This window comes from Sphingobacterium micropteri (assembly GCF_014692515.1).
GTDB classification, from domain to species: domain Bacteria; phylum Bacteroidota; class Bacteroidia; order Sphingobacteriales; family Sphingobacteriaceae; genus Sphingobacterium; species Sphingobacterium micropteri.
In genome coordinates, this window is record NZ_JACOIK010000009.1 from 42,523 (window position 1) to 55,453 (window position 12,931).

At 37.5% G+C, this 12,931-nt stretch carries 14 protein-coding genes; 11 read left to right on the forward strand and 3 right to left on the reverse strand.

Going from position 1 to position 12,931, the window contains the following annotated elements; genetic code table 11:
• Positions 1–4: 4 nt before the first annotated feature.
• Positions 5–610 (forward strand): DUF4254 domain-containing protein, encoded by a 606-nt coding sequence (locus H8B06_RS13285; RefSeq protein ID WP_190994763.1) that lies wholly within the window; start codon positions 5–7, stop codon positions 608–610.
• Positions 611–615: 5 nt separating this feature from the next.
• Complete coding sequence (locus H8B06_RS13290; protein ID WP_190994764.1) at positions 616–1,632, forward strand: glycosyltransferase family 9 protein; 1,017 nt, start codon at positions 616–618, stop codon at positions 1,630–1,632.
• 13 nt (positions 1,633–1,645) lie between these two features.
• On the opposite strand, the gene H8B06_RS13295 is transcribed toward H8B06_RS13290, so the two are convergent.
• On the reverse strand, positions 1,646–2,413 hold the full coding sequence (locus H8B06_RS13295) for a glycosyltransferase family 32 protein (protein WP_190994765.1): 768 nt from the start codon (positions 2,411–2,413) through the stop codon (positions 1,646–1,648).
• Positions 2,414–2,573: 160 nt separating this feature from the next.
• On the opposite strand from H8B06_RS13295, the gene H8B06_RS13300 reads away from it, so the two are divergent.
• From H8B06_RS13300 to H8B06_RS13315, 4 genes are all read left to right on the forward strand, one after another.
• Positions 2,574–3,326 (forward strand): glycosyltransferase family 2 protein, encoded by a 753-nt coding sequence (locus tag H8B06_RS13300; protein WP_190994766.1) that lies wholly within the window; start codon positions 2,574–2,576, stop codon positions 3,324–3,326.
• A 71-nt stretch (positions 3,327–3,397) separates the two neighbouring features.
• A complete protein-coding gene (locus tag H8B06_RS13305; protein WP_190994767.1) occupies positions 3,398–4,495 on the forward strand; it encodes a glycosyltransferase family 8 protein in 1,098 nt (365 codons plus the stop codon).
• A 33-nt stretch (positions 4,496–4,528) separates the two neighbouring features.
• A complete protein-coding gene (locus tag H8B06_RS13310; RefSeq protein WP_190994768.1) occupies positions 4,529–5,551 on the forward strand; it encodes a CgeB family protein in 1,023 nt (340 codons plus the stop codon).
• Between the two features lie 45 nt (positions 5,552–5,596).
• A complete protein-coding gene (locus tag H8B06_RS13315) occupies positions 5,597–6,388 on the forward strand; it encodes a glycosyltransferase (protein WP_190994769.1) in 792 nt (263 codons plus the stop codon).
• A gap of 7 nt (positions 6,389–6,395) precedes the next feature.
• Here H8B06_RS13315 and H8B06_RS13320 read toward each other — a convergent pair whose 3' ends face one another.
• Entirely contained in the window at positions 6,396–7,400 is a 1,005-nt protein-coding gene (locus H8B06_RS13320) for a hypothetical protein (RefSeq protein ID WP_190994770.1), read from the reverse strand.
• A 246-nt stretch (positions 7,401–7,646) separates the two neighbouring features.
• Between H8B06_RS13320 and H8B06_RS13325 the strand changes: the two genes are divergently transcribed.
• From H8B06_RS13325 to H8B06_RS13345, 5 genes are all read left to right on the forward strand, one after another.
• Positions 7,647–8,534, forward strand: coding sequence for a glycosyltransferase family 2 protein (locus H8B06_RS13325; protein WP_190994771.1), 888 nt, complete (start codon positions 7,647–7,649; stop codon positions 8,532–8,534).
• Positions 8,535–8,747: 213 nt separating this feature from the next.
• The gene (locus H8B06_RS13330; protein WP_190994772.1) at positions 8,748–9,587 is read left to right on the forward strand and encodes a family 6 glucosyltransferase; all 840 of its coding nucleotides are present in this window, start codon (positions 8,748–8,750) and stop codon (positions 9,585–9,587) included.
• Positions 9,584–10,441, forward strand: coding sequence for an alpha-1,2-fucosyltransferase (locus H8B06_RS13335; protein ID WP_190994773.1), 858 nt, complete (start codon positions 9,584–9,586; stop codon positions 10,439–10,441). The genes H8B06_RS13330 and H8B06_RS13335 overlap by 4 nt, the downstream gene beginning before the upstream one ends.
• 1 nt (position 10,442) lies before the next feature.
• The gene (locus H8B06_RS13340; RefSeq protein ID WP_190994774.1) at positions 10,443–11,285 is read left to right on the forward strand and encodes a glycosyltransferase family 2 protein; all 843 of its coding nucleotides are present in this window, start codon (positions 10,443–10,445) and stop codon (positions 11,283–11,285) included.
• 258 nt (positions 11,286–11,543) lie between these two features.
• Entirely contained in the window at positions 11,544–11,798 is a 255-nt protein-coding gene (locus H8B06_RS13345; protein ID WP_190994775.1) for a hypothetical protein, read from the forward strand.
• Positions 11,799–12,051: 253 nt separating this feature from the next.
• On the opposite strand, the gene H8B06_RS13350 is transcribed toward H8B06_RS13345, so the two are convergent.
• Positions 12,052–12,435 carry an HU family DNA-binding protein gene (locus H8B06_RS13350; RefSeq protein ID WP_190994776.1) on the reverse strand — a complete coding sequence of 128 codons (384 nt, stop codon included), beginning with the start codon at positions 12,433–12,435 and terminating at the stop codon, positions 12,052–12,054.
• Positions 12,436–12,931 lie beyond the last annotated feature (496 nt).

Below are 12,931 nucleotides of genomic sequence, written 5' to 3' on the forward strand. Positions count from 1 at the left end.
TGTTATGATTAGCGCAATTGCCAACAAGATATTTCAACGTGCCATCGAGGATTATCATCGTCATGATGATATTGACCATCCTATAGAGAATCCATACAATAGCCTGTCGTTAGAACATTTACTGTATCTTAAATGCTGGATAGACACCGTACAGTGGCACATGGAAGATGTCGTTCGCAATCCGGATATTACTCCAGAAGAAGGATTGAACTGGAAACGGCGTATCGACAAGCAAAATCAGATACGTACGGATACGGTCGAATATATCGATAGTTATTATTTACAGGAGTACAGTGATGTCCGGGCAAAAGAGCATGCACATATCAATACCGAGAGCCCCGCCTGGGCTATCGATAGGCTGTCCATTTTGGCATTGAAGATATACCACATGAATCTGGAAGCCAATCGTATCGATGCGGATCAAGCGCATATTGCTTCCTGTAAGTCAAAATTAGACGTCTTACTAGAACAACGTAAAGACCTATCACAAAGTATCGATGAATTACTTACCGATATCGCCGCTGGAAATAAATACATGAAAGTATACAAACAGATGAAAATGTATAACGATCCATCGCTGAACCCGGTCCTTTACAAAAAAACACCATAGGGAAAATGAAGAAAGCCCGAGTCTTGGTTGTACGTTTCTCGGCAATGGGAGATGTGGCTATGGTAGCTTCTGTCTTGCGAGAGCTTAGCGCTCAACATAAGCAGATAGAACTCATCATGGTAAGCCGTCCGCAGTTTGCTGCATTTTTTGACGGTATTCCCAATCTTATCTTCCACCCGATCTTTCCCGATCAGCAACACAAAGGTCCCAAAGGGCTATGGCGACTTTTTAACGAGCTCAAAAAATACGACATTGACTATGTAGCCGATCTGCATAACAATATCCGTTCGCGCATTCTCACGCTATTTTTTAAAACGGCCGGCTATCATCTGGCGATACTCGATAAAGCACGCCATCGAAAAAAAGAGCTGACCAAAAAAAGGCATAAGATTTTCAAACCATTACGTGCTACGGTGGAGCGCTATGCTGATGTATTCCGGACACTCGGATTTTCATTGAAATTAAACCACCACCTACAGCGAGAAGAACGCCCCGTACCCGAGGATTACCATACTTCATTGACATCTGAAACCATCAAAATCGGTATCGCCCCCTTTGCCCAGCATCCTTACAAAGTATGGAAACTAAATCATTGGGATACGATTTTCAAAACGTTTTCGGCTTCTGCCTATACTTTTTTCATCTTCGGTGGTGGAAAACAGGAACTGGAGACCGCGGCAGCCTGGAGCGCCCGATATCCACATGTACACAACACCATTGGCCAATTGGGGTTAACGGGCGAGCTTGATCTCATCAGCCACTTAGACGTAATGATTAGTATGGATTCTTCCGGTATGCATATGGCCTCTTTAGTGGGCACACGCTGTATATCGATATGGGGGGCAACACATCCCTATGCAGGCTTCTTGGGTTATGGGCAATCGACAGCAGATTGCGTTCAGGTAGAACATCCCAATCGCCCTAGTTCGATATATGGAAACAAGTCCTGCATCTGTAACGGCGTAGAAGCCATTGAACTCGTAACACCCGAGATGGTTGTGGATAAGATTCGCAGCTTGTAAAGCACGGGGATCCTCAAGGTCTTTGTGCATATAAAAAGAAACTCTTCTTCTTTCCGAATGTATAAGCTAGCTGGGACACCAGGATTAATGGTGTGCGCTCTATTTTTCGGGATAACGACCGCCAATAATAAGCCAAATTCTTCTTTTTATTTCCCCAGGAATCCTCCCACCAGTGGATGGCCAGCGTATTTGGGGTGACACAACTTTCATGGAATGTTTCCATCCACGAAAAAGGATAAAAATAATCTTTCGTGAGGACAAGTACATCCGCTAATCGTTGGGTTTTATAGGTATCCACGCCATATTTATTCATCAACACTTCTGTCGAGACAACAGGGGCAGCCATAGGGTGATATTTCATACGCTGCAGTTTTTCGGTCTCTTGCAAGCAAAGTTCTATAAAGCTATTTCCTGGCTCACATCCGATAACAGCCGTATTAAACGGAAATTTCGACACGCCGATTTCTGTCTGAAACCCGATGAATGCTTTTTCGTTAAGCAAACTATCAAAGGTTTTTATCACCTCCACATCGGTATCGAAATAAATCCCCCCTCGTTTAAACAACGCATATAAACGCATATAATCAGCGATAAATGCCCATCGCTTCTGTTTGTACAAGATTTTCAGAAAAGGCATGCTGTCAAACGGTGTATTGGATTCATCCCATCTTATAATTTCATAATCCGGCAGAAGCGTTTCCCACGATTTAATGCACTTTTGAATGGTTTCACTATATGCCCCTCCCCCATACCAACAAAAATGAATTATTTTAGGAATCATCGTTTTACTTTCTAATTTATTTATCTTTGCCCACACGTAGACAAAATGCATAGCATTCACGGACCAACCGCATTGAGCTCATCCATGCTGTTAAAAACAAAGATAAATGAATACTATGAATAATGCCTAAAGAAAAAATTATCACGCGTAATTTAATAATATGGGGATAAGCGGACTGGTTATCACATTCAACGAAGAGAAGTACATCGAAAAATGTATAACAGGTTTACAGAAAGTCTGTGATGAGATCATCATTATAGATTCCAATAGTCAGGACAAAACTGTCGAAATCGCTACCTCTCTGGGAGCAACCGTTATTTCTCAGCCTTTTTTAGGAGACGGCCCACAACGAACCTTTGGACTTCAATTCTGCCAACACGATTGGATATTGAATGTGGATACAGACGAGTTTTTGGACAAGGACTGTTTTCCATTTTTTGAAAAAAAAGAATACCTCCAACTCCCTTATGATGCGTATAGTTTCAAAAGAAGGAACTTTCTAAAAGATAAAGAGATAAATTTTGCAGATTGGTATCCCGATTATGCTTGTCGTTTTTTTAATAAAAACACCGCCCATCCCTCTTCCCATCATGTACATCAGCGCGTCGTCGCCACTGATCTCTACAAATCCGACATGCATTTAATACATTATGCTTGGGATAGTTTCCATCAATTGATTGCCAAAAAAAACCAATACACCGATTGGCAAGTGGAAGAATTCATCAAAAAAGAAAAAAAAGTAAATACGTTTTCACCCGTTATACACGGTGCTACAGCGTTTTTTAAAGCCTATTTTTTAAAAAAAGGTATTTTTCATGGTATAGATGGTGTAACGTTTTCGTTAATTCAATCGTTTTTCTCTTATATGAAGTATGCGAAGATGCTGGAAGTGCAACGTCAACGCAAAATATAGGTGGCATATATTTTGTATGACACTACTTCATTTTTAAGAATTAGATTAAGATAGGGACTAAACATTACTAGATGACATATTCTTTACCTACGATTAAACAAAGTACGAAACCTGCAAAAAATAAAAGAGCTGTGGCGTTATGTGTGGATAATGCTTATTTACCTTATGCCTCTTTCGTTGCAAGCCAAATACTGAAAAAAGAGCAAGAACGTAATTTCGATATCGTGATCTGTCTACCTGACACAGAAAAAATCCCCGTATCGATCCATGAAGATATACGCTATTGTAGTGTTGACTTTTCTTCTATTAACGAACTTCCGGTTGGTCGCCTCTCGTCAGCAACCTATCACAAGATATTTTTACCCAGCCTTTTTAAAGATCAATATGAGCAGATATTGTATCTAGATGCCGATGTTTACATAAATGCACCTTGTATTTCACAAATTTTAGATGGTAATAAGGACGGAAAGGGGTTGATGATGGCCATCGATATATCGGAGATCGAACGCAAATCGGGCTTCAATTTCCACAATGCTTACCTAAATCGATATATAGCGCTAAAACATCAGTACAGAAATGCAGGCGTCATTTTATTTAATACGAAGCGTTTGCTCAAGATAGACTATTTAACGCAAATGATGGACTATGCGAAAAAGCATCGACATAAGCTTTTACGACATGACCAAACCTTGATCAACACCGTGCTTCATGACGAAATTGGGTCTCTATCTTTTTTATATAACTATCAGCTTATCGATACAACCATACCTTTATTAGAAGAATTTCAGCCTAAAATCCTGCATTTTGTTGGAGAGCTAAAACCATGGAATACAGAAGAAGGCTTTATCGGCTCATTCCATACAGAATATGAGCACTACATCGGACAACATTTCCCTGCTCACCAGATTGACTCCAAAACAGAATTTGAGTTGAAGTTTGAGAGCCGTAAGAAAAAACGTAAATACAAGAATGTTGTTCGTGAGCAGCTGTCGCTAGGCGTATTCATCGGTAAAGAAAAGCTAAAGCATGTACTTTCTTTCTTCGACGAGGAGTCTCCGGACAATGTGATGAATAACCCTAAAATACGCCGGATCCTGTCACGGTTCAGAAGTACGATTGACACCTCTATTTATGAGTGCGAAATAGGTGCTTCAAGGAGTGTTTTGTAATTGTCTGGTAGTTTGCCAAATAATATAGTATAGATGTTCAAAGATAAAACAATTATACTTGCAGTACATGAATACGCCGATTTTTCGACGACAATCAGAAAAAGTCTTGAACAGCTCGGCTTTACCGTAATAGAACTTGACACACATCAGCCTCTTTTTAAGTACAAAAATTTAACACAACGATTTCATAATTTTTTTCGTAAAACCTTTTTAAAGGATCGAAATTACAAGCATCAACTCAAACAAAAAGCTATCGAAGAACAGCTGTTGCAACAATTGGAATCCCATACACATGTGGATTACGCGTTGCTTATTCGAGCAGATATTTTACCTGAATCTGTCATTGACACGATCAGAAAAAAAACCGACCTCGTAGCAGCTTATCAGTGGGACGGATTGGATCGTTTCCCGATAATTTATGATTATATACCTAGATTTGATCGCTTTTTTGTATTTGATTCGAAAGACTTGTCTGTAGAAAAAGTGCGGCCAGCTACTAATTTTTATTTTGATTATCTCAAGGTGGAGGATAACCGTACCGAAGAGGTACACGCTTCGTTTGTAGGGAGTTATTTTGAATATAGGAACCAAATTCTGAAAGATATCGCACGGCAGCTGCTAAATATTGGAGTCAAAACTGACATTTCTATTTTTAGCCAACGCAATCATGAAATAGAGATAATACAGTCATTAGGTTTTGCTCATTTGGATACTACCATAAGTTACGAAGACAATTTAACGCGAACAATGTCTTCTGACATCCTTATAGATGTCCATGTAAATGATCATAAAGGTCTTTCCTTTAGGATATTAGAGGCTTTGGGATATGATAAGAAAATTATTACAACCAATACAGACGTCATGCGTTACGATTTTTATCAACCCGAGAACATTTTTGTTTGGACGACGGGGCATAGTACAGCAGAATTAAAAGCATTTATAGATGCTCCACCGAAAAAAATAGAACAATATATAAAACACAAATATAGCTTTACAAACTGGATTACGTATATTCTTAACAAACCACCCTACACGACAATACAATTGCCTAAATAGCCGCTTTCAAATGTTATTTTTTATCTTTGGAAAAAATTATCAGACATGCCAAAAAAGGTTTTACACTCTATTTTATATCAATACACGATACGCTTCAACAAACGCGTAGTAAAACAGCGAGAAAGCCCCAATAGCATTCCTGTTATCATTATCAACTTTAATCAACTTGATAGTCTTAAGAAGTTGATTGATTTTCTATTGGATAGAAAAATAGAGAATATAGTCATCATTGATAACCAATCGGACTATCCCCCTTTACTGGAGTATTATAAGAGCATTGAATCAAGGGTTAACATTGAGTTGATGGATAAGAATTATGGTCACATGGTTTTTTTTGAAAATAAAAGCCTCCAAAAGAAATACGGGCAGGGCTACTATATCGTTACGGATGCCGATATCCTGCCAAATCCCAATCTGCCAAAAGATTTTATCCAAACTATGATCCAAAAAATGGATAAGTACAAATGGAGAATTGTAAAGGTAGGATTTGCACTAGATACAGAAACAATACCTGATCACTATCCTTTGAAAGAAAGAGTTGTCAGCTGGGAAAGTAAGTATTGGGAAAAAGAGTTAGAAAAAGATGTATTTTCTGCTGATATAGATACCACGTTTGCTTTATATAAACCTTTTTACCCTACTAAATTCAAGGTGAGTAAGCTTAAATTTTATAGAGCTATCAGACTTGCTGGCGACTTTACGAGCAAACACATGGGCTGGTACATAAACCCTAGGAACATGACAGAGGAGCAGTCACACTATATGAAAACTTCCTCCGGTTCCAGTTCCTGGAAATTCGATGAAAACGGAAACCTACTTTCTTCGTCGTACTATTAAAAAAGGCCTATTTTATATTTAATATATGCTTTATCCAATAGGAAAAGCTGTACTTCAGCCGTATTGATTCGTCAATAGGTTTATAAGGGGTTCCAACAAATTTTAAAAGCTCTATTTCGTTCAGTGTATCGGAGCGTAGTACATAAAAATTATCCGGTGTATAAAAATCGTATTTAACAACATTTACGTTTGTAGTAATAACTTTCTTTCGGTATTTAAGTCCTTCAAAAATCCGAAATGAAAGTCCTGTATGGTCACTGATCACGAAATCTACAATAACTTTTGCTTTTTCCACTCGCTCTAAATATTCTTCAAACGGCACCAGATCTGTCAAACATTCGATTCCCCGTTGTCCATAAGCAGGCATGTGATGGAGATTTTCCGGTTGAAATCTGATCTCAAACCTCACCCTTCCCAAACACCCTTTTGCCATCTCGAAAAAGTCCAATAATAATTTCTCTCTACTTTTCGCGTAGTACCCTAAAAAGTAGATATCATACGATGTATCTATTTGTTGAACGTTGTAGTAATCAAAATAAAAATTGTGAGAAAGGTAAGTTTTAAACTTTCCGTCAGCCTGTACATCATCTTTATCGAATACAAAGAAACTATCAAATAATGGAATTCGTTCATATATGGATGGATTACGTTTTAATCCATCATAATGATAGGCAACCATATAATTTGATTTCTCTTTCGCTTTGACCAAGACATCACGATGAAAATAATCTGCCCGGAGAACTAAACAATAATCAAATTTCTCATATTCGTCAATTCTTTTTGCTAAGTTCTCCGCAACATGAGCTCGCTTTAATTCTAACTTATAGTTAGAATTACCGTCAACTACTTTTCTATATAAATTAAAAAGACGCTGAAAAATACTTTCGTATTTAAACTTAACAGAATCGCGAAGAACTGTGGTAACTTCAAAATCAAGAAATTCCAAATTCTTTTGTACTAATTTATACAAATTATAATCATCAGGAGCTATAAATAGGATTCTCTTTTTCATGGATGATATTATATACTATTGTCATTAGAAGTTAAACATACCAAAAAATATCTTGAAAACATAGCTGGAGCGAGGTTTAGCAAAGCTAAAAGGCTATCTTTATGCACGTCTAGTCCTGCTGTTTTTGATATAACTTTTTTTTAAAAAAATAATCAACAGGACTTACTTTGTTTGCAATACCGAGTTTCAATTTTTATCGGCTTGTATGTAATCGGAAAATTAAATGTAAGTTTGTATCTAGGTCGGATGTTAACATTTAAATTTGATATAACAAATATGCATTATCCTTTAGTATCTATAATAATACCGTGTTATAATCAAGCTCCTTTTTTAGAAAAAACCTTACGCTCTGTATCGAATCAATTATACAATAATTGGGAATGCTTAATAGTAAATGACGGTTCAACAGATGATTCCGCTCGTATAGCTGAAAAATTATGTGGCACAGATTTAAGATTTAAGCTACTCAGTAAAAAAAATGGTGGGTTAAGCAGTGCTCGAAACTACGGCTTAAAGCATGCTAAAGGTGATTTTATACAATTTTTGGACGGCGATGATCTTCTTTATGAAGAAAAACTAAGTGAATCATTAATCGACATCGGCCAACATGATATTGTCATAACCTCTTTTAATCATCTTAAGAAAAATCAAATAATAGCCCCTTTTTGCAGGCTTGATCCCGCATACTTTACATATCAAAATATATTGCTAGAATGGGATTCATCCTTTTCTATACCTATTCATTGTGGTCTATTCAAGTCCAGTCTGCTAAAGGACTTTCGATTTAACGAAGATATTCAAGCCGGCGAAGACTGGTTATTTTGGTTATCGATCTACAAAAGGAAGGTCTTAACGAAATATATCGATCGCGAACTAGTCTGTTATAGACTACATGACCGGAGTATGACCCAAGATGCTGAGTACATGGCGCAAAACAAACAAAAAGTTCATTTGATTATTTATAATGAACTTAACAACGAATATAAACTTTCTTTCTTTGAACGGTTCTCATTAGAGGCACTTACAAGACGTCAAGAGGTAATAAATTCATACATTAAAAGAGAAAAACGCCTAAAGAATAGGATAAAATCTTATATCAAAAGACTCACCGACAAACCTTACATTAGCCAATAGCTAAGCTAATTATTAAGTATTAACAACAAACAACATAAATTAACGTTAACATGTTGTACCCAACAATTTACATCTTTATTCTGATTTACTATTGTAATTTATTATCGTTTTATTCTTAAACAAAATTTGTAGCATCTAACAAGTAATATCATATATTTTAAAAGTGAAAAATACTGCCGACATGTTGTCATTCGAAAAAATGAGGAACAAAAAATGAAAACGATCAAAGTAGGTATATTATATATTTGTACAGGAAGATATTCCGTATTCTGGGATCGATTTTATCATTCAGCTGAAGAATTCTTACTCACGGAAAACGATATAGAGAAGCATTATTTTATATTTACCGATTCAGAACAAGCTGAAAAAGGATATAGAATTCACCGTTATTTCAAGAATTCAGAAGGGTTCCCGTCCGACTCTATCAAACGTTTTGAAATGTTTCTGTCCATTCAAGAAGATCTGAAATATATGGACTACGTTTATTTTCTGAATGCCAACATGAATTTCGTACAGAAAGTAGGAAAGGAAATACTTCCCGTAGGTTTTAAATCCGGATTAGTTGGCGTATTGCATCCTGGATATTTTCAATCAGGCAAAGAAGAACTGCCTTATGAGCGAAATCCCGATTCCAAAGCATTTATTCCAAATATAGAAGGACATAGCTACCATTATTTTATGGGCGGCTTTAACGGCGGTAAAACCGATGATTTTTTGACCATGTGTCTCACATGTAGTAACAATATTCGAGAAGATGCCAAGAACAACATAGTTGCTTGCTTCCACGACGAATCCCATATCAATGCTTATTTCCTAACAAAAAATATTTTAATCTTATCTCCGGAATATGGCTTTCCCGAAGATCTCGAAGCGCCTTTTACACCAAAAGTAATTATATTAAATAAGGCAAAACATTACGGAGGTTATTTCATCAAAGAATACGCTAATCCATTTCTGCTTCCCTCTCCTTTTAAAAAGAAAAATGGCTTTGGGAAGATCAAATCAAAAATAAAAAAGATTATATCTAAGATACGTAAATACCTAAATCCATGATCGTGACGAAATTACAGGGAGGCCTAGGAAATCAAATGTTTCAGTATGCTGCCGCTTATGCTAACTCCGATCAGATTTATCTAGACCTAGATTTTCTGCATCATCACCAGACATCAAACAAAACATTTACTCGTAGATATTATGAGCTTTCTCTTTTCCCAAATCTATTATATGAGACAGTAAGCCGCTATCAGAAAAAAATTTTTTTTTCCAAAAGTCTTTTTTACAAATTGCTACGAAAGTTAATCGGCACGGACGTAATTATACAACAAGAAAATGAGCTAGTCAGTTTCAGTGCTGAAAAACATTATGTTTATTTAGATGGTTATTTTCAGTCTGAGCATTATTTTGCACATGCCCGGGAACGCATCTTACATGCTTTTAGTTTCCCAAGACTGGATCCGATAAATCAGGTATTGATTGACGAAATATCATCGCACGAAAACAGTGTATCCTTGCATATCCGACGAGGGGATTATCTAAAACCAGAGGTTATCAAATATCATGGGCTTCTCTCCCTTTTTTATTATCATGAAGCTTTACAGTTACTTCAGCGCCAATTCCGAGATATAAAAATCTTTATTTTCTCTGATGACCCCGCTTTTGCCAGAGAAAATTTTGGGCACTTTTCTTACGTTACGATCGTCGAGGGCAATGAGAAAGATGCATGGAAAGATATGGCTTTAATGGCTGCTTGCAGACACCATATTATCGCAAATAGTTCGTTTAGCTGGTGGGGGGCCTGGCTTTCCACAAAACAAGGTGTTAAGATCGCGCCTAAAAGATGGTTTAATCCAGAGGTAGCTTCTTTTGATATTAGTGATATTATCCCAAAAAATTGGTTAACAATATAAAATGAAAAAACCTAAAATAAGCATCGTCATAGCGAATTATAATAATGGCTTTTTTTTTCCGGATTGCTATAACAGTTTGGTTAACCAGACCTCGAGGGATTGGGAAGCGATTGTTCTGGACGACTGCTCGACAGATAACTCAGAGGACATAATACTACGATTGATAAAAGATGACCCCCGGTTTCACTTTCATCGGAACGAAAAGAATATCGGTTATCAAAGAACACTTTTAAAAGGCATCGCATTGTCTCGATCATCTATATTCGCTAGGTTAGACCCCGACGATGCGCTGGCGTTACATGCGATACAGGTTTCTTTAAAGGCTCATGAAGATCATCCCGAAGCGGGCCTAGTATATTCTAATTTTGTTTTCTGCAACGAGGAATTGCATCCTAGAGAAGTGCATCAAGGTCAACAGATTACTGACCTTGATAATAAATACCTAAACTTTCTGGGAGAGATATCGCATTTTGCGAGTTTTAAGAAAAATTTTTATGACCTCACTACTGGCATTGATCCATTTATAAAAAGAGCGGAAGATAAAGACATTTACATGAAAATGTGTGAGGTGGCACCTGTCAAATACATTGATGAGGATATTTATCTTTATCGCGTGCATCAAAGAGGTGTTTCAGGCGGCGATAATCAAGAAAAAGCCTTATTCTGGCATTGGGTTGCAATAATTAAGATGGCCCAACGGCGGGGTATTGATATTGAAGATTTGTTTGTCGAAAACTACGTACCTCGCAGCGTAATGGAAAATAAACTAAATCGAATAAAAAGATCTAAATGGGCAAAACTAGGTGCCAAACTCGGATTGTTTAAGGCTTATCGCAATATATAGTAGAACGAATCGTTGACGTGCCTATACTCTTGACAAAATTAGTAGTCAAAAGGCTGTAAAATAAATGTTTCCCAGATTTGGGTTAATCTTTTTCGACTAACAAAGGTCGAGCAAGAAAACTATAAATCAAAAATATATGTGTAAATTATTCACATATACTGCTGCAGGTCTACCCTTTTTCTTAGCATCCTGCGCCGCGCTGAGACATGGCGATATGAGTTTGATCAGTTTGGGCGTGTCCAAAGAAGCCGTTATAAAATGTATCGGAAAGCCCACTATGGTAGTAGCTGCTTACCTTACCCTACCGAAGAAGGCCCGTTAGAAGTATACGAATATTTACCCGTCGAACGAAGCTCATACACGGACAGCTTTGAGAACAGGCCTGTATGGGTCTATCTCCTTAACGGAGAAGTGGTGGAATGGGATCCAGGAAAGGACTGGCAGATCGATAAAGCGCTCACCAAACGCATGCTGGAAAGATTCCGTGAACACAAAAAACAGACGCTAAATTAACTTGGAATTAAATAACAATATCGTTCACAGGTTCTGAACAGCAAAAATAGCTTTCCAAAAACTCACCACGGTAACTTTTGGAAGTCAAAGTTTGTTTTTGGAAAGTGACCACGGTCGTTCGTACAAAACAAACTTTCTTTTTTAAAAATCAAACATTCGTTTTTTAGATGACCGCGGTCATTTTGAGGAATCTGAACACAAAAAAGCCGGCATCCTAAGATACCGGCCTACCTGATTAAACTACAGAACGAAACTATTCGCTTTTCCTGAAAGTTAAATCCGTTATCGCCTTTTTGATACGCGCACCGTTATGAAACAGTATCCGTTTCTGCTGGATATTGGCAGCGGTTACTTCTTCTGCCGTCTCACTGCCGACGCTACTAGTCCCTAAACGGAAAGAGCCCAGCCCTCCCAAACGGACGATATAGCCCTGTGAGATATTGCGCGGGATTTCCCGCACTAGACTGTACAATACCGCCATCACATCCGCCTCGTTAATCGAAGATGCATGGGATATATCCGAAGCTAGATCCTCTAATGTAATCTCGCCGCTGCTTACCGGACGTGCGTAGAACTTCTTAGGGGCAGCCGCATCCTGCGGGTTGCCGATTTCCTGAACATTGAATTTAATTGCCATAATACTTAAATTTAAAAGTTTGAAAAATTTGTTTGTCGGCTTCGGTCTACTCCTTCATCGGCGAGCTCTTTCCTTTTTAGGGGTTTCCCGTTACCTTATTCTCGTTGTTCAACTCATCGCGAATGAATGAACAGCACAAACCTATAGATGGCACTCCCAAAAATTAAATTTTGATAGGATTTGATAGAAATTGATAAGATTTGATAAAAATTCTATCCCTATTTTGTGCTACTATTGATATGTACGATCTACCCCTCGCGAAATAATCGAACAACACAAACTTAGGATATCGTCAGAATTGCTTGATCAAAATGACCACAAATGGGCACAAATGGGTTCAAATGAGCACAAATGACGACGGCAATAACGTCACTTGAGTTAATTTGTATTTTATATAAACTGACTAAAACAGTATTTTTACCCTAGCAAATGTAGACCATAGGGAGAGCTCATGCAAGCTTCATGGCCATTAAAAAAACCAATTTATTCTAATGAA

Excerpts from the sequence above, each read along its gene's own strand:
- H8B06_RS13285 (WP_190994763.1), top strand. The coding sequence starts at position 5 with ATGATTAGCGCAATTGCCAACAAGATATTTCAACGTGCCATCGAGGAT.
- H8B06_RS13290 (WP_190994764.1), top strand. The coding sequence starts at position 616 with ATGAAGAAAGCCCGAGTCTTGGTTGTACGTTTCTCGGCAATGGGAGAT.
- H8B06_RS13295 (WP_190994765.1), bottom strand. The coding sequence starts at position 2,413 with ATGATTCCTAAAATAATTCATTTTTGTTGGTATGGGGGAGGGGCATAT.
- H8B06_RS13300 (WP_190994766.1), top strand. The coding sequence starts at position 2,574 with ATGGGGATAAGCGGACTGGTTATCACATTCAACGAAGAGAAGTACATC.
- H8B06_RS13305 (WP_190994767.1), top strand. The coding sequence starts at position 3,398 with ATGACATATTCTTTACCTACGATTAAACAAAGTACGAAACCTGCAAAA.
- H8B06_RS13310 (WP_190994768.1), top strand. The coding sequence starts at position 4,529 with ATGTTCAAAGATAAAACAATTATACTTGCAGTACATGAATACGCCGAT.
- H8B06_RS13315 (WP_190994769.1), top strand. The coding sequence starts at position 5,597 with ATGCCAAAAAAGGTTTTACACTCTATTTTATATCAATACACGATACGC.
- H8B06_RS13320 (WP_190994770.1), bottom strand. The coding sequence starts at position 7,400 with ATGAAAAAGAGAATCCTATTTATAGCTCCTGATGATTATAATTTGTAT.
- H8B06_RS13325 (WP_190994771.1), top strand. The coding sequence starts at position 7,647 with ATGTTAACATTTAAATTTGATATAACAAATATGCATTATCCTTTAGTA.
- H8B06_RS13330 (WP_190994772.1), top strand. The coding sequence starts at position 8,748 with ATGAAAACGATCAAAGTAGGTATATTATATATTTGTACAGGAAGATAT.
- H8B06_RS13335 (WP_190994773.1), top strand. The coding sequence starts at position 9,584 with ATGATCGTGACGAAATTACAGGGAGGCCTAGGAAATCAAATGTTTCAG.
- H8B06_RS13340 (WP_190994774.1), top strand. The coding sequence starts at position 10,443 with ATGAAAAAACCTAAAATAAGCATCGTCATAGCGAATTATAATAATGGC.
- H8B06_RS13345 (WP_190994775.1), top strand. The coding sequence starts at position 11,544 with ATGTATCGGAAAGCCCACTATGGTAGTAGCTGCTTACCTTACCCTACC.
- H8B06_RS13350 (WP_190994776.1), bottom strand. The coding sequence starts at position 12,435 with ATGGCAATTAAATTCAATGTTCAGGAAATCGGCAACCCGCAGGATGCG.